The sequence below is a fragment of the Polaromonas sp. genome, assembly GCF_012927455.1.
GTDB lineage: Bacteria > Pseudomonadota > Gammaproteobacteria > Burkholderiales > Burkholderiaceae_C > Polaromonas.
Genome location: NZ_JABBPE010000016.1, coordinates 399,730 through 415,476, shown reverse-complemented (window position 1 = coordinate 415,476; position 15,747 = coordinate 399,730). Strand labels below are relative to the sequence as shown.

Below are 15,747 nucleotides of genomic sequence, written 5' to 3'. Positions count from 1 at the left end.
AGCCCTTCAAGCTTGCGGCATCATGCTGGTCCGACATCACCACCCCATAGCCGCCATTGCCACCGCGCCCGGTCGCGGCGCGGTCGGCATTGTCCGTATCTCCGGCAAGGACATGGCGCCACTGATCGCTGCCGTTTGCGGCAGGGAATTGCTGCCGCGCCAGGCCAGCTACCTGCCGTTTCGCGATGGCCAGGGGCAGGTGATTGACCAGGGGCTGGCGATTCATTTCCCGGCGCCCCACTCCTACACCGGCGAGGACGTGCTGGAGTTGCAGGCGCATGGTGGACCGGTGGTGCTGCAGTTGCTGCTGGCGCGTTGCCTGGAAGCAGGCGCTGCGCTGAATCCAGCCACCGGCCAGGCCTGGCTGCCGGGGCTGCGTGTGGCGCAACCGGGCGAGTTCACAGAGCGCGCCTTCCTCAATGACAAGATTGATCTCGCGCAGGCCGAAGCGATTGCCGACCTGATTGATGCCAGCACCGAAATAGCGGCGCGTTCGGCGGCGCGCTCCATGTCGGGAGAGTTCTCACAGGCCGTCAACACGCTGCTCGAGCAGCTGATCCATTTGCGCATGCTGGTGGAGGCGACGCTGGACTTTCCGGAAGAGGACATCGACTTTCTGCAACAAGCCGACGCTGAGGGCCAGCTGCTGCGCCTGCAGGGCACGCTGGCCAGCGTGATGCAGCGCGCCACGCAGGGCGCGATCCTGCGCGAAGGAATCAAGGTGGTGATTGCCGGCCAGCCCAACGCCGGCAAGAGCTCGCTGCTCAACGCACTGGCCGGTGCCGAACTGGCCATCGTCACACCGATTGCTGGCACCACGCGCGACAAGGTTTCGCAGCTGATCCAGATCGAGGGCGTGCCGCTGCACGTGGTCGACACCGCTGGTCTGCGAGAGGCGCTGGACGAAGTCGAAAAAATTGGTGTGGAACGCGCCTGGGCTGAAATTGAAAGCGCCGACGCGGTACTGTTTTTGCACGACCTGACCCGTACGCAGACCGGCGGCCACACTCAAGTTGCTATTAATTACATAGCTGACGACGCCCGTCTGGCAAAGACATTGACCGAAAAGCTTCCCAAAAATACGGCGGTCATCGATGTCTGGAACAAGGCCGATCTGGTGCGCCCTGAAGTGCTGCAGGCAGTCTCTGGCGGCGTGCTGATTTCCGCCAAGACTGGCACCGGCATGCCTGCGTTGCGCCAGCAACTGCTGCAGCTGGTGGGTTGGCAGGCTGCGCCCGAAGGCGTGTTCATGGCGCGCGAACGCCATCTGCGCGCATTGCAGCAGGTTGCACAGCAGATGGCCAAGGCTGCAGCTCAGCTGCAGGTGGCGCGGCCAGCGCTGGATCTGCTGGCAGAGGATTTGCGCCAGGCGCAGCTGCAACTGAGCCAGATCACAGGCGCATTCTCCTCAGATGATCTGCTGGGCGAAATTTTTTCGAGGTTTTGTATCGGAAAGTAAGGACTAGCGGGCGTTTGAGCGTGAAAGAGACAATCTTCGGCCGGCGCATGTATCAAATGCAAGCAAATAGCAGAGTTGTCTGTGGCCCTTGTAGAGTCAAAGGCTCTTGAACGTCCCGTAAGCGATTTCAGGGTTGCCTTCCGTGGCCAGATGGGATCAATTCGGCAGCGCCGGATGATCGCAGCAAAGTCCGCAGAAATTTGGCGAGACGCACATTCAACACAAAAGAATTTTGTCTATGTCCTTCCTAAAATGGTTTTCCGACAAGTCCCGGCAGACCAAAATTGTCGCCAATGCTGAGTCCAAGCATCCGGGCATTGCCCAGCAGCCGCAGTTAGCGGTTGAAGGTAGCAGGCTTAAACGCCATTCCCGCCGCGAGCAGTTGTATGTGGCGGTCCGCGAGGCGATGACCCGCGGTGGCGTGTTGTCGGCCAGCTATAAGTTCAAGGTGCTGTCGTTGGACCAGACAGGCAACGAATTTTTGATCATGCTGGATCTGGGCAAGGGCTTCGAAGGCGGACCCGAGCAACTGGGTGCCATCGAGGCGCTGATCGCGCAACACGCCAAAGCGCGTTTTGAAATCACTGTGCCCGCCGTCTACTGGCGCATGGATGCAGCGGCGGCAACGGGCAAGCCGCAGCCGCGCCATGCCGACGGGGCTGCACCAGAGCCCGACTTGCACGCCAAAACACTGGGTGTCTACGAGCCGATTCGCTCGGAAGAGGTAACCGCATTTAAACAGGCGCTGCTCGCAGCGTCGGCGCATGGCCCTACCGCTGCTGCGCAGAGCGCGGAGAAGAGCCGAAGCAACACCCGCTCCTACACACTGCTCACCGGCTTTGAGGACACGGTGATAGCGGAGCCGGCTTCTGGCCCGGCGCTCAGCGCTACGCAGTACGGCGATCTCAATTAACCCCAGCAGGAGCGCTCCTCACTGCATTCAGCTATAAAAAAGCTCTCTAGCCCAATGAATACGGGCGCAAGCAGCTATGTATTTAATAGCAAAAACAGCGCCGTGAAGGACACACGCGACACGCGCCTGAAGCCCGTGTTCAGGAAAAAGTGCAGCGACCCGGCAATTTGCCGTGCGCGCCAGCACCGTTGTTGTGTGCAGGCTGGGAACGTTAAGGGCGCAGAAGTTCCTGCTCGGCCAATGCCAACGCGGCGGGCCTGCCTGACAACACCAGCGTGTCGCCGCATTCAAGCAGCGTTTCTTCCAGCGCCTTGATGGTTTTGCCGTTGCCTCGGCGCAGGCTCACGACGCGCACGCCAGCGCCTGTCAGTGCCAGCGTGCCCAGCGGCTGGCCGACGGCGTGGATGAACGGCGGCAGCGTCACGGTCGACAGGCGCTCCTGTTCGCGCTCGCTGGCGGTATCGTCGTCGGCACCGCGAAAGTAACCGCGCAACAAGCTGTAGCGCGCATCGCGCTGATCCTGCACCAGGCGGATCACACGCCGCATCGGCACGCCCACCAGCGCCAGCGCATGGCTGGCCAGCATCAGGCTGGCTTCGATGGCCTCGGGCACCACTTCGGTGGCGCCGGCCGCCTGCAGCTTTTCCAGGTCGTGGTCATCGACCGTGCGCACAATCACCGGCACCGTGGGCGCGTGGGCGCGTGTGTTGGCCAGCACCTTGAGCGCACTGGCGGTGTCCAGATAGGTCACCACCACGGCACTGGCGCGCGCCAGGCCAGCGGCGATCAGCGCCTGCAGCCGCACCGCGTCGCCAAACACCACCGAGTCGCCGGCTGCCGCGGCTTGGCGCACCCTATCCGGGTCCAGATCCAGTGCCATGTAGGGGATGCCTTCACGCTCCAGCAAGTGGCCCAGGTTCTGGCCACAGCGGCCATAGCCGCAAATGATGACGTGCTTGTTAGCGTTGATTGACTTGCGCGCAATCGTGGTCATTTGCAGCGACTGCTGCAGCCATTCGCTGGACACCAGCCTCATCACGATCTGGTTGCTGTACTGGACGATGAAGGGCGTGGCCAGCATCGACAGCACCATGCTGGCCAGGATAGGGTTGAGCAGCGCCGGCGGCACCAGCTGGTTGCCCTGCGCCAGCGTCAGCAGCACGAAGCCAAACTCGCCAGCCTGTGCCAGGTACAGGCCGGTGCGCAGGGAAACCCCTGCGGTGGCGCCCAACGAGCGAGCCAGCGCCATCACCAGCCCGAGTTTGAACAGCACCGGCAGCGTCAGCAGCAGCAACACCATGGGCCACTGCGCCGCTACCTCTCGCCAGTCCAGCAACATGCCGATGCTGATAAAAAACAGGCCGAGCAGGACATCATGAAACGGCCGGATGTCGGTCTCTACCTGGTGCTTGTACTCGGTCTCGGAGATCAGCATGCCGGCGATGAAGGCGCCCAGCGCCAGGCTCAGGCCGGCCATCTCGGTCAGCCAGGCCAGCGCCAGCGTGACGAGCAACAGGTTGAGAACAAACAGCTCTTCGCTTTTTCGCCGCGCCACCAGCGTGAGCCACCAGCGCATGACGCGCTGGCCGCCAGTCAGCAGCAGGCCGACCAGCACGCTGGCTTTCAGTGCCGCCAGCGCCAGCGCCATGAACAACTTGTCGGGGGAAGAACCGAGCGCAGGAATCAGCACCAGCAGCGGCACCACGGCCAGATCCTGGAACAGCAGCACGCCCATCACGCGCTTGCCGTGTTCGGCGTCGAGCTCGAGCCGCTCTGACAGCAGCTTGACCACGATGGCCGTGCTGCTCATCGCCATTGCCCCCGACAGCGCCAGCGAGGTTTGCCAGCCCATGGTCCACAAGGCGGGCGCCAGGCTGGCCAGAAACAGCGACCCGAGCGTCGCCAGCAGCATGGTGAGCGTGACCTGCAGCAGCCCCAGTCCAAAGACATGGCGGCGCATGGAGCGCAGCTTGGGCAGATTAAATTCCAGCCCGATCACAAACATTAAAAACACCACGCCGAACTCACCCAGATGGCGCACGCCATCGGAGTTTTGCGCCAGCGCCAGCGCATTGGGCCCTATCACCACGCCCACTGCCAGGTAGCCAAGCATGGGCGGCAGCTTGAGCGAACGGCAGGCTACCACGCCCAGCACTGCGGCCAGCAGGTACAGCAGAGTCAGTTCGAGCGCGGTCATGCATTGATGGTAGCCCAGGCCAATGGCCGAAAGAGCGCCGTTGTCTCTTCTCTCTTCACATCCACGCCATGACAAGGCACTTTTCAATTGGCGTGGGCACCCGCGCTCCTCGATAGAATGGCGCATGAGTTTTGACGCCGCGAATTTTGATGACGAACAGGCCTTGCGCCTTGCCCGGAAAACCTTTGAGATAGAAGCTGCCGCCGTGCTCGACTTGTCCAGTCGCGTCGGTGTTGAATTTGCCCAGGCGGTGCGGCTGATGCTGGTGTGCGGAGGCCGGGTTGTGGTCATGGGCATGGGGAAAAGCGGTCATATCGGCCGCAAGATTGCCGCCACGCTGGCGTCTACCGGAACGGCGGCGATGTTTGTGCACCCGGGCGAAGCCAGCCATGGCGATCTCGGCATGATCAAGGCCATCGACGTGGTTTTGGCGATTTCCAACAGCGGCGAGAGCGAAGAGCTGATGGCCATCTTGCCGGTGCTGAGCCGCCTGGGCGTGCCGCTCGTCGCCATCACCGGCGGCCCGCAGTCGGCGCTGGCCCGACATGCCCGTATCACACTGGACAGCAGCGTGGCGCAGGAAGCCTGTCCACTCAATTTGGCGCCCACGGCCAGCACGACGGCGCAACTCGCCATCGGCGACGCCTTGGCAGTGGCGCTGCTGGATGCGCGTGGCTTCAAGGAGGAAGACTTTGCCCGCTCGCACCCGGGTGGCGCGCTCGGCCGCAAGCTGCTGACCCATGTGAGTGACGTGATGCGTGTTGGCGACGAGATTCCGCAGGTGCGCCTGGACACCCCGTTTACTGAGCTCATGCGCGAGATGAGCGCCAAGGGGCTGGGCGCTTCGGCCGTGGTGGACGAGGGCAGGCGCGTACTCGGCATCTTCACGGATGGTGACTTGCGCCGACTGGTCGAGAAAGGCGTGGACCTGCGCAGCAGCAAGGCCGGCGATGTGATGCATGCCGATCCGCTGACCGTGCGGTCAGACTCTCTAGCGGTGGAGGCGGTGGCCCTGATGGAGCAATGCCGCATTACCAGCGTGCTGGTAGTGGACGAAGCGGGTCTGTTGTGTGGTGCGCTCAATACCAATGACCTGATGCGGGCTAAAGTCATATGACCCGCGCGCTTGTCATTGAACAGGCCTTGCCGGCGCTGCAGCCGGCCTTGAATTTTCCGCCCGAACTGCTGCTGTACGCGCAAAACGTGAAAGTGGTATTTTTTGATGTGGATGGCGTGTTGACGGACGGCGGCTTGTACATGTCAGAAGCCGGCGAGACGCTCAAGCGCTTTAATATTCTGGATGGCATGGGGCTGAGGTTGCTGCAAAAAGCTGGCATCACGCCTGCAATCATCACGGGCCGCGACAGCCCTGCGCTGCGTGCGCGGCTGCAGGCGCTGGGCATTGCGCAGGCACACTTTGGCACCGAAAACAAACGCCCTGCCGCCGAGAGCACGCTGCAGGCGCTCGGCCTGGATTGGACCGCCGCGGCGGCCATGGGCGATGACTGGCCCGATCTGCCGGTGTTGCGCCGCGTGGCGCTGAGCTGTGCGCCGGCCAATGCACACGCCGAAGTCAGGGCGCAAGTACGCTACGTCACGCAGGCGTGTGGCGGCCATGGTGCGGCGCGCGAGCTGTGCGACCTGCTGCTCGTCGCCAGTGGGCGCTATGCCGGTTTGCTGCAGGAATATGGCCAGTGAAAACTTCTTCGCACGAGCCTGGTGCGCGGCAGCTCTTCAGGCGAGCATGGCGCATGGTTTTTCGCTTGTGGGACAACTTGGCCATCTACATGCCGCTGCTGTTGATGGGTGCGCTGGCCCTGGGCACCTACTGGCTGGTGCGCAATACGCCGATGTTCAGCACGCCCGAGGCGGCTAGGGAGGCAAGTCATGATGTCGACTATTTCATGCGCAAATTCACCGTCAAAACATTTGACGAGGGCGGCAAACTCAAAAGCGAAATTTACGGCATTGAAGGGCGGCATTTTTCGGACACCGACATTCTGGAAATTGACCAGGCGCGGATTCGCAGCATCAATGTCGAAGGGCATGTCACGACCGCCACCGGCAACCGTGCTTACGTCAACGGCGATGGTTCCGAAGTGCAGTTGACCGGCAATGCGGTGGTGGTGCGCGAGGCCAAGGTGAAAGCTGATGGCAAGGAAACGCCACGCATGGAATTTCGGGGAGAATTTCTGCATGCGTTTTTAAACGACGAACGCGTCAAATCCCATAAGCCTGTGGTGCTGATCCGCGGCGCTGACCAGTTCACCGGGGACACTTTTGCCTACGATAACCTGGACCAGGTGGCTGATCTCAAGGGACGCGTCCGGGCGCTGCTGATGCCCAGCCATGCTTCCGGCGCAGCCCGGCCTGCGTCCACCCCTCGCCCGTAGCGCGCCAGCGCGGCGCTGTAGCACCAGGCTCTGTTTTCATCTGCTTTCTTTTACCCGAAGCCAGGTCATGTCCAGGCTTGCGTTCATCACTGGCGCGTGCCGGGCCACAGCGCTTACTGCGCCAGCAAGGCGGCAGTCATCAGTTATTGTGAGAGTCTGCGAGGGGAGCTTCGGCCCAGCGAAGTGAAGGTGTTGACAATCTGCCTGGACACTATCGACACGCCACTGACGCGGCAATATCGCTATGCATGCTATTTTTTAATGAGGGCCGACGTGTTTGCCGACACAGCATTCGGCGAGATCCAGGCTGGCAGCAGTTGCCGCGCCATTCCGTGGAAGATGGGCGTGGTGGCCAAGCTGCTGTGCGTGCTACCCAATGCACTGTTTGACTGGGCTTTGGCAGGACGTGCGCGCAAACGCCGTCTGGGAGAGCTTTGATCCGATGATCCGCTGTGAGGTCCATCTAGCGGCGTCGCGGCTGCGAAGTGCAAAGAATGGAAAACTTCGGCTGCGGCAACCGAATGGGCTAGCTCAAAATGCGAAAAGGCTTCAAAACCGCAATTTTGAAGCCTTTTTATGGCGCTCTTCAGTATTGAAGAGGTTTTGTACGACTGGTCAGTCGGCCAGTACTGTGTTTTTTTAGGGCTTAGTAGCCGCCGCGTCCACCGCCGCCGGAACGACCACCGCCGGCGCCGCCGCCGCCGTATGGGCTACGGAAACCGCCGTCGCTACCGCCGCCACCGGAACGACCACCACCGCCACCGCCGTAACCACCACCGCCGCCGCCACCGCCGTAACCACCACCACCACTGCCGCCGCCGAAGCCGCCGCTACGTGGAGGACGTGCTTCCATCGGGCGCGCTTCGTTCACGACAACGCTGCGGCCACCCAAAGGCTGACCGTTCATGCCGGTAATTGCGGCTTGAGCTTCTGCATCGCTGCCCATTTCGACAAAGCCAAAGCCTTTGGAGCGACCCGTATCGCGTTCCATCATGACTTTTGCGCTGGTAACAGCGCCAAATTGGCCGAACGACTGTTGCAGATCTTCGTCACGCACCGAATAAGGCAGATTGCCGACGTATAGTTTGTTGCCCATGAAGGGACTCCTCTAAAACACAATAACAAAAGCGATGGGGTCCCGATAGCACAACAAATCTTGAACTTACCGCTGTAGCGCGCGAAACTGACCGATCACCTAACGTGTGCGAATAGTGATATTCGCCCTACTATATTATGCTGCAGTTTGCTAAAAGACAACCCGCTATCTTGGTGACAGGACCTTGCCAGCCCGCATGAACAGGGCGGCCTGCTGTTTTTGCCGGCCTGCGCGGCATACCAGGATGGTGATCGCTCGCGAAGGCATCGCGGTGACTTGCCAAGCGGCAAGGATAGGCGGAGCAAGAAAGATGGACAAAATCCACCACAAAACCGCTTCTGATCCGATCAAGAAATTAGGACTGTTGAGCTTGGATCACGGCCTGGCTTGCATTTTAAAAAAGTGAGCGAACACACACACAAAATATTTGGAAGTCCTATACCCAATGTGCGAGCCCCAAAATCATCCACCGACGCACCGTGCCGCGCACAAAATTTCAAATTCCAACAAGCCTTCACCGCCAGCCGAAGCCTGCAGAAGGTCAATTACCCTCTGCAACATAACAAGAAATAGTTACAAAAATTTTCAATCAAGGGTGGAGGCCACCGCCCCATCGCTGCCCGCATGTTTAAAACCTGGTTCTCGAATTTTGGACAGGCCTTGCACGCCATCAGATGCAGCTTTAGGGCGACGCGGTTGAGCAGGCTTGGCGGACGGTCTTCGCGAGCGATCTGTAGCGAGGCGGCCTGCCGGCCGGTGCGTCTGAGCAAAGGCATGGTTAATTTCTCTGCAACGGCTGAAAAGAGCAACGATGCCCGAAGGTCATGCGCAGCGCTGGCCAAACCAGCGAATGTTCATACATTCCTGCAGGCTCAGGCAGGCGAGGTGCAACCGGACATAAAGGTGGGTCGGCGTCAGGGTCAACTCCTTACAGACTTCCTGCGTGGAGAGTTTCAGCCACTCACGAATCGGAAAGAGCCGGCCAGGCGCTGGCGGCAGCCGCTCCATGCAGGCGCCCAGTATTTGAAAGAATTGCGCCTGTTGCAGGGGCTTGTCGGGGTTGCCCCAGTCACTAAGGGGTTCTCGGCAAAGCAGCCGTCGACCTGACAGGCCGGGCGATCAAGTTCATCGCCCTCGCCGTCGGTCTGAGCGTCCGGTAGTGCTACCAGCCGCGCATGCCTGCGAATCAGGTCGATGATTTTATGTTTGAGAAGCCCCACCAGCCAAGTCTTGAACTAGCAGCGGTTGCCAAATGATTGCGGCCTGCACAGGGCCGCCAGCAGGGTTTCCGATAGCGCATCTTCCGCCGGGTCGTAGGCGCGCAATTGCAGGCGCGCAAAGCGGACGAGGTAGCCGCGGCACTCGACCAGTTGCTCTTCAAAAGATGACATGGGCCGAGGTCTAGCTGCACCCGAAGCGTTCAGGCAAACCTTAATCCAGATAGTCTGAATAGTCCTTGCGCGTGTACTGCTGCGTCACTTGCCACGGTAGCGTCTTGCCGGGCGGCTTGACTTCGACGACGGTTTTTTTGCTGGAAGCGCCGGAAACCGACTCGACCAGCACCGGCAACTGGAGCCTGTCATTCCACACCACCCTGAGTTGCCGCGCCTTGTCCGTGCTCAGGTAGGACGTCAGATCGCCCTTTTTGCAAGCGCGCTTCATGGCCTTCAAAGCAGCCGGATCGATGAGGTGATAAGCCGCAAACCACGAACCGTCAAAGTCGATGTTGGCGAAATCGGTCTTGTCCACATCGACCAGCACCTTGTCTTCTTTGGACGCAAGGCGCACGCGCAATTTGCCAGCACCATCCTGCGTGATCCAGCGCGCCGCAACGGCGACATCCAGGTGCTTGTGCGCCTTGTCGGCATGCGCGTGCTCGCCGGCCGAGTGCCAGCTTTTTGGAACCACGCGCTCGACCCAGACCTGATTTTCGCGGCGCACCATGCGCTCCGAAAACTCAGTGCTGCGTTTGATGCCGTCAGCGCCGGCGGCAATAGTGGTGTGCGTGACCAGCAGGTCGACGTTCTGCGCAATTGCGGGCGGTGACATCAAGCACGCCATCTGCGCAACCAGGCCTGAGGCAATGGAAATTAATGCGGAACGCATCAGAATCCAAACGCCGATTTCATCATGCCGTAGACCTTGGTGTTATCGACCGATCCCTTGAACAGCGCGCTGCCCGCACCGGTTGCGTATAAAAATACGTCGCCGCCGCCGTGGGTTTCGGAACCGGACAAAGGAACGCCGACTTCTTGCTTGTAGTCCTTGTCGCCCGAGGTGTCGACATTCGTCAGGTCATCGCGCACGGCCTTGCGCGCGCCGGTGCCGTTGCCAAAAACCAGCGTGGTGTAAGGCAGCCCATCCGCAGCCTTGGCCAATTGCCTGGATTTGACGTCTCGACTCTTGCCCAGAATGTCGTTGCCCAGCGGCGAGTAACCGTTGAAAGCCATCGTGTGGTCATGGTCGGCGGTCACCACGACCAGCGTGTTGCTCAAGTCAACCTTGCCCAAAGCCGCCTTGATGGCGTCGTCAAAGGCGATGGTCTCGGCCAGCGCCCGCTTCGCGTTGGTGCCGTGCAAGGCGTGGTCGATGCGCCCGCCTTCGACCATCAGGAAATAACCGTTGGGGTTTTTAGCCAGCGCGTCAATCGCCTTGACGGTCATTTGCGACAGGCTAGGCTCCTTGGTGGCGTCGCGGTCCAGCTCGTAGGACATATGCCCCTGCGTCAGCGCCTGATCGAACAGCGCAATGATCTTGCCGGCGGGCGCTGCATTCAGGGACGCCAGGTCATTGGCATAGCTGTAGCCCTTGCCCTGCAGCTCCGCCACCAGGTCGCGCCCGTCGGGGCGGCCGCGCGGCATGCTCGTCGCGTTGAACGGACGCCAGTAGTAGCTGATGCCGCCCATCAACACGTCGATGCCGGCGCCCAGCGCAGCGTTGTAGCCGGCGCCGCCCGGCGTGGCCTGGCGGGCGATTTCATACTCGGTGTCGCGGTGGCAGATGTGCGCGTAAGTCGCTGCCGGGGTGGCGTGCGTCAGCCGCGCGGTCGAGACCACGCCGGTCGCCTTGCCTTTGGCGGCGGCTTGCTCCAGCACTGTGGCAACTGCCGCGCCGTTGCCGCTGGCAGGGCAGTTATTGACGGCATTGGAGACGCCGGTCACGGCATCTTTTGTGGGTGCGATGGCTTTGGTGTTGCCGTCCATCGACAGCACCTCGTTGCGCATCTTGACGCCCGTCATGTAGGCCGCCATGGAGGGCGCGCTGTCGGTGGTTTGCGCATCGAGCGAAAAGGTCCTGATGCGCGCCGTGCGCGGCAAGGTGTCCATTGTGAGCTGGCCCGCTTCACCGTATTTGAAAATGCGGCTGGCAGTCGACGTGACCGGACCCATGCCGTCGCCGAGGAAAAAGATGACATTTTTGGCTTCACCCGCGGCCATGGCCTGTGAGGCAGCCAGAGCCAGCGCAGTGACCAGCAGGGCCGGGGCCATCAAGCGTCGGGAATTTCGAAAAAGGCGATAAAGGTTTTTCATGAGGTAGTCTTCAGTAGGTTGTCAGGTCTTACAGGCCAGCGGCCTTGCGGATCAAGCCGAACACGGCGGTGTTGTCCATCACGCCGGCGAAGCTTTCAGCGCCCGCGCCGATGGCGCCAAGAAACACGTCAGCGCCGCCATGCGTTTCGCTGCCCGCCGCGGTGGGAATGGCAGCTTCCTGGTGGTAATTTTTGTCAGCCACCTGGGCGTCAAGCAGTGCGCCGCGCGTGGCCGGGCGGTTTTCACCATTGCCAAAGCCGATGATCGTGAACGGGTTTTTGTCCTTGTCCAACGCAATCGCTCCGTCGAAATAATTGCGCAATAAACCCAGCACGCCGGGACTGGCGTCGGTGGTCTTGCCGGTCAGTGCGGCGTAACCGTTCAATACCAAGGTGTGGTCGTGGTCGGCGGTGACGACGATCAAGGTGTTTTTCAAGCCCGGATCAATCAGCTTCATCTTGTCGATGGCCAGCTTGATGGCGTCGTCAAAGGCCACCGTGTCCTGCAGCGCCTTGCGCGCGGTGGTTTCGTGCAGCGCGTGGTCGATGCGGCCGCCTTCGACCATCATGAACATGCCCTTCGGATTGTTTTTGAGCTGGTCAATCGTGCGGCCCGTCATCTCGGCCAGGCTCGGCTCCTTGGCGCCGTCGCGATCAATGTCGTAAGCCATGTGGCTTGACGTGAACAGCCCCAGCAGCTTGCCGGTGGCGGGCAGCTTGTCAAATTCGCCGCGGTTGGCGGCGTAGCTGTAATTGGCCTTTTTCATTTCGGCAACCAGATCGCGTGAATCGGTACGGCTGCTGCCGGTGGTTTCCTTGGGTAAAAAGTGGCGCACGCCGCCGCCAAAGACAACGTCCACGCCGTCGAGCAGCGCCGGGTTAAAGCCCGTGCCGCCGGGAACCAGTTGCGCGGCAATCGTGTTTTCGCCGTCGCGGTGGCAAAGATGGGCGTAGGTGGCTGCGGGCGTGGCGTGGGTGATGCGGGTGGTCGTTACCACGCCGGTCGCGCGCCCCGCTGTTTTTGCCAGCTCCAGCAAGGTGGTGACCGGTTTGCCGTTGCCGCTCACCGGACAGGTCGAATCGGCCCCGGCAAAGTAATCCTTGGTTGTGGCAAGGTCAAAGGCCGAGGTCTCCGCGCTCATCGAAAGCACTTCGTTGTTCATCTTGACGCCGGTCATGAAAGCCGACATGGAAGGTGCACTGTCGGTGACCTGGCTGTTGGCCGAGAAGGTCTTGATGAACGCCGTTTCGGGCAGCGTGTCCATCGTGAGCTCGCCGGTTTCACCGACTTTGTAAATACGGGCCGCCGTCATGGTGGTCATGCCCATGCCGTCGCCAAGGAAGAACAGTACGTTTTTGGGCGGCTGAGCTGCAGCACTTGAGGCAGCGTTTGAACTGTTGTTGGACCCGCCACAGGCTCCCAGCACGGCCAGCGAGACCAGTGATAACGCAAACCATCGTTTCATGAATACTCCTTGAGGAAATCAAAATTTTGCCAAGTGTGCTGACGCTGAATGACACGGGTGTGACGCCACGATTTTCCAGTACATGCCGCAAATGATTTGACACAAAGGCTGGCAACTACTGGCGCGGTCGGCGTCCCGTACCTCATATCGAAGCAAATAATGCCTGTAGCCCCCGCTGGCCGGGCGTTATAAGCTATAAATTAGATAGCAAATTAACGAAAAAACCCGGTCCCCGCAGGAGACCGGGCAACCGGCTGGGCCGGGACCGACTTATTGTTCCTCCCCCGCAGATCAATCGCCTAGCTGCCGATCAGGCCGCCGTCGTTCCTGGTAATGACAATCGTGGCCGAACGCGGGCGTGCCAAGGCACCACCGGCGCCGTAGCCGGCATTGCCGGGCCAGTGGCTGAGGTATTTGGTCGGATCAGCCAGATTGGCTTTGCGGATGGTCTCGCCCGGGTGCTGAATGTTGATGAACAACGTTTTGCCGTCCGGCGTTTCGGTGCAGCCGGTGATCTCGCAATCGACCGGGCCGACCAGAAAGCGCTTGAGCGTGGCCGCCGTGGGTTTGGCGCCGAGTCGGGTCTGCACCGTCAGGGTGCTGCCGTCTGCCTTGGTGTAGCTCAGGGTTGGCGTGCTGCCATCACCGACCTTGCCGGGCTTGCCGATCAGCATCATGCAATTGGTGACGTCGGTGTAGGCGCCGTCATCGGTCTGGATAAAGCACAGGCCGGTTTTGGGGCTGAACCAGACGCCGTCGGGACTGGAGAAGTCCTGGTCATCGGTCAGCGACGACAGATTGACCCGAACCGGGTCCGCATCGGCCTGCGCGCCAAACAGGTACACGTCCCAGGCAAAGCCGGTGGCCGCGGGTTCATCGCCGGCCTCGCGCATCCGCAGGATGTGGCCGTTGACGTTGCGCGGTGCAGTTGGCGCGGTCGGCGCGTCGGTGTAGGAACGCGGATTGGCCGCATCCACCGCGGTCTCGGTGCCGGTGGGTTCAACCTTGCGACTGGCGTTGTTGGTCAGGGTGTAATAAATTTCGCCGCTGACCGGATGCACCGCGCTCCACTCGGGGCGGTCCATCCTGGTCGCGCCAACGGCGTCGGCGGCCAAACGTAAATTGACGGCGACATCGCCGTTGTCGGCAAATTTGTAGGGCGCATAGGCAGCCACGGCCGCGTTCGCCATGCTGAGTTCAATCCATTGGCCGCTGCCATCGGCATTGAATTTGGCCACATACAGCTTGCCACTGTCGAGGTACTTGTCGCCGGTGGTGATGCGGTTGGCGGGTGAGGCGTCAGCGGCAGCCCAGTGGGTCGTGGAAACAAACTTGTAGATGTACTCGCCCTGGGAATCGTCGCCCATGTAAACCGCCAGCGGCTTGCCGGCCACCGCCTTGCCAAAAATGCCGCTTTCATGCGCGAAGCGGCCCAGCGACGTGCGCTTGCGGATCAGGGTGTTCTTGTCGTACGGGTCGATCTCGACCATGTAGCCGAAGGTGTTCAGCTCGTTGCGGTAATCATCGCTGCCGTCTGGCGACGCGCCACGCTGGCTGACGTTCCAGCGCGCGTATTGGTCTGCCGTGCCGGCGCTTTGCCAGCCATGGCGGCTTGCCGCGCCTTGCGCCCGGCCATAGCGGTTCAACGCCACCACGCTGTTGGCGAAGGCGCCGCCGCGCGCCGTGTTGTCGGTAGCCGAGCGGGTGAAGTAACCGGCCCAATTTTCCTCGCCGCTCAGGTAGGTGCCCCAAGGCGTCAAGCCCGTGCCGCAGTTGTTCAGCGTGCCCCGGCAGTCGGTGCCGGCAGCGGAGAAGCTGGTTTTCATGAGCGCATGGCCGCGCGCCACGCCGTTCAGCTGCATTGGCGTCAAGGGGGTGATGCGGCGGTTGAAAGCCGAGTTCTTCTGATAGGCAAACTGGCCGTTGATCTTGCGAACTTCCACCACCGACACGCCGTGAATCGGAATTTCCTTGTCCACCTCGGCCGCAGGGCGCGGCAAGGTGTTGGTGCCGCCATCGACGTGCAAGAAGGTCGAGGCAATCTCGCCACCGCTGTTGCTGGTGGCTTCGTGGTTCATCACCAGCAAGCCGCGTTCGCTGCTGTCGGCGTCGCGGCCGGTGCCGGCTGCGTTCAGGCCGAAATACTGCATGCCGTCGTGGTGGTCGCCCGCGCGGTTGTCAAAGTCAGTGTCGCTGCCGTCATTTTTGTAGGCCGGCGTGGCAGCGCTCAGCGGGTCACCCAGTGCGTACAGGGGTTTGGCGGTGTAGCCTTCGGCAATCGTGACCGCATCAAGCCTGTTCTTGGCAACCGCCTTGAAGTCCAGGCTGGCCGCGGGCGCCGGCGGCGGCGCAGCTCCCGTGTTCCCATCGTTTCCGCCGCCGCAGGCGGCAAGACCGAAGCTTCCCAGCACGGCGGCGCCGGCGCTGCCCAAACCGGCCTTGAACACGCTGCGGCGGCTCATGCGCGCTTCAATAACGTCGTTCAGCGAAGCGTTGGCGCTGGTGTTGCAGTTTTCCTCGTCATGCGACTGCAACGTTAACTGCTCGGAGCGGGTGATTGCGTTCATCGGAGAGCCTTTCGTCGGGTTGAATAATCAATCCGAGACGTTAAGCAGCTTCTATGACGGCGCCGTGACAGTGCCGTGACACCAGTGTGGGCTTTGCTACGGCGCGCCACGGCGCGCTGCTTTGCGG

12 protein-coding genes and 1 pseudogene are annotated in these 15,747 nt (G+C 61.3%); 6 read left to right on the top strand and 7 right to left on the bottom strand.

The window, feature by feature from the left end; genetic code table 11:
* Positions 1-22 precede the first annotated feature (22 nt).
* Both mnmE and HHJ18_RS17020 read left to right on the top strand, forming a co-directional pair.
* Positions 23-1,459, top strand: a complete 1,437-nt coding sequence (gene mnmE / locus HHJ18_RS17025; RefSeq protein WP_296917034.1) for a tRNA uridine-5-carboxymethylaminomethyl(34) synthesis GTPase MnmE — start codon at positions 23-25, stop codon at positions 1,457-1,459.
* A 238-nt stretch (positions 1,460-1,697) separates the two neighbouring features.
* The gene (locus HHJ18_RS17020; protein WP_296917032.1) at positions 1,698-2,372 is read left to right on the top strand and encodes a hypothetical protein; all 675 of its coding nucleotides are present in this window, start codon (positions 1,698-1,700) and stop codon (positions 2,370-2,372) included.
* A gap of 211 nt (positions 2,373-2,583) precedes the next feature.
* Here the strand turns inward: HHJ18_RS17020 and HHJ18_RS17015 are convergent, their stop codons facing one another.
* Positions 2,584-4,569 carry a monovalent cation:proton antiporter family protein gene (locus tag HHJ18_RS17015; protein WP_296917030.1) on the bottom strand — a complete coding sequence of 662 codons (1,986 nt, stop codon included), beginning with the start codon at positions 4,567-4,569 and terminating at the stop codon, positions 2,584-2,586.
* A gap of 124 nt (positions 4,570-4,693) precedes the next feature.
* Between HHJ18_RS17015 and HHJ18_RS17010 the strand changes: the two genes are divergently transcribed.
* The 4 genes and pseudogenes from HHJ18_RS17010 to HHJ18_RS16995 form a co-directional block, all read left to right on the top strand.
* Positions 4,694-5,686, top strand: a complete 993-nt coding sequence (locus tag HHJ18_RS17010) for a KpsF/GutQ family sugar-phosphate isomerase (protein ID WP_296917028.1) — start codon at positions 4,694-4,696, stop codon at positions 5,684-5,686.
* Positions 5,683-6,267 (top strand): HAD hydrolase family protein, encoded by a 585-nt coding sequence (locus HHJ18_RS17005; protein WP_296917026.1) that lies wholly within the window; start codon positions 5,683-5,685, stop codon positions 6,265-6,267. The genes HHJ18_RS17010 and HHJ18_RS17005 overlap by 4 nt, the downstream gene beginning before the upstream one ends.
* A 53-nt stretch (positions 6,268-6,320) precedes the next feature.
* Entirely contained in the window at positions 6,321-6,962 is a 642-nt protein-coding gene (gene lptC / locus HHJ18_RS17000) for an LPS export ABC transporter periplasmic protein LptC (RefSeq protein ID WP_296917385.1), read from the top strand.
* A 96-nt stretch (positions 6,963-7,058) separates the two neighbouring features.
* Positions 7,059-7,400 (top strand): annotated as a pseudogene (locus tag HHJ18_RS16995) (SDR family NAD(P)-dependent oxidoreductase); the annotation flags it as partial.
* 208 nt (positions 7,401-7,608) lie between these two features.
* Here HHJ18_RS16995 and HHJ18_RS16990 read toward each other — a convergent pair.
* The 6 genes from HHJ18_RS16990 to HHJ18_RS16965 form a co-directional block, all read right to left on the bottom strand.
* Positions 7,609-8,058 carry an RNA-binding protein gene (locus HHJ18_RS16990; RefSeq protein WP_296917024.1) on the bottom strand — a complete coding sequence of 150 codons (450 nt, stop codon included), beginning with the start codon at positions 8,056-8,058 and terminating at the stop codon, positions 7,609-7,611.
* Between the two features lie 1,235 nt (positions 8,059-9,293).
* A complete protein-coding gene (locus tag HHJ18_RS16985; RefSeq protein WP_296917022.1) occupies positions 9,294-9,449 on the bottom strand; it encodes a hypothetical protein in 156 nt (51 codons plus the stop codon).
* A 40-nt stretch (positions 9,450-9,489) separates the two neighbouring features.
* Positions 9,490-10,107 (bottom strand): hypothetical protein, encoded by a 618-nt coding sequence (locus HHJ18_RS16980; RefSeq protein ID WP_296917020.1) that lies wholly within the window; start codon positions 10,105-10,107, stop codon positions 9,490-9,492.
* Between the two features lie 56 nt (positions 10,108-10,163).
* A complete protein-coding gene (locus HHJ18_RS16975) occupies positions 10,164-11,546 on the bottom strand; it encodes an alkaline phosphatase (protein WP_296917383.1) in 1,383 nt (460 codons plus the stop codon).
* 70 nt (positions 11,547-11,616) lie between these two features.
* On the bottom strand, positions 11,617-13,053 hold the full coding sequence (locus HHJ18_RS16970; RefSeq protein ID WP_296917019.1) for an alkaline phosphatase: 1,437 nt from the start codon (positions 13,051-13,053) through the stop codon (positions 11,617-11,619).
* Between the two features lie 299 nt (positions 13,054-13,352).
* Positions 13,353-15,620, bottom strand: a complete 2,268-nt coding sequence (locus HHJ18_RS16965) for a PhoX family phosphatase (protein WP_296917017.1) — start codon at positions 15,618-15,620, stop codon at positions 13,353-13,355.
* Positions 15,621-15,747: the final 127 nt, after the last annotated feature.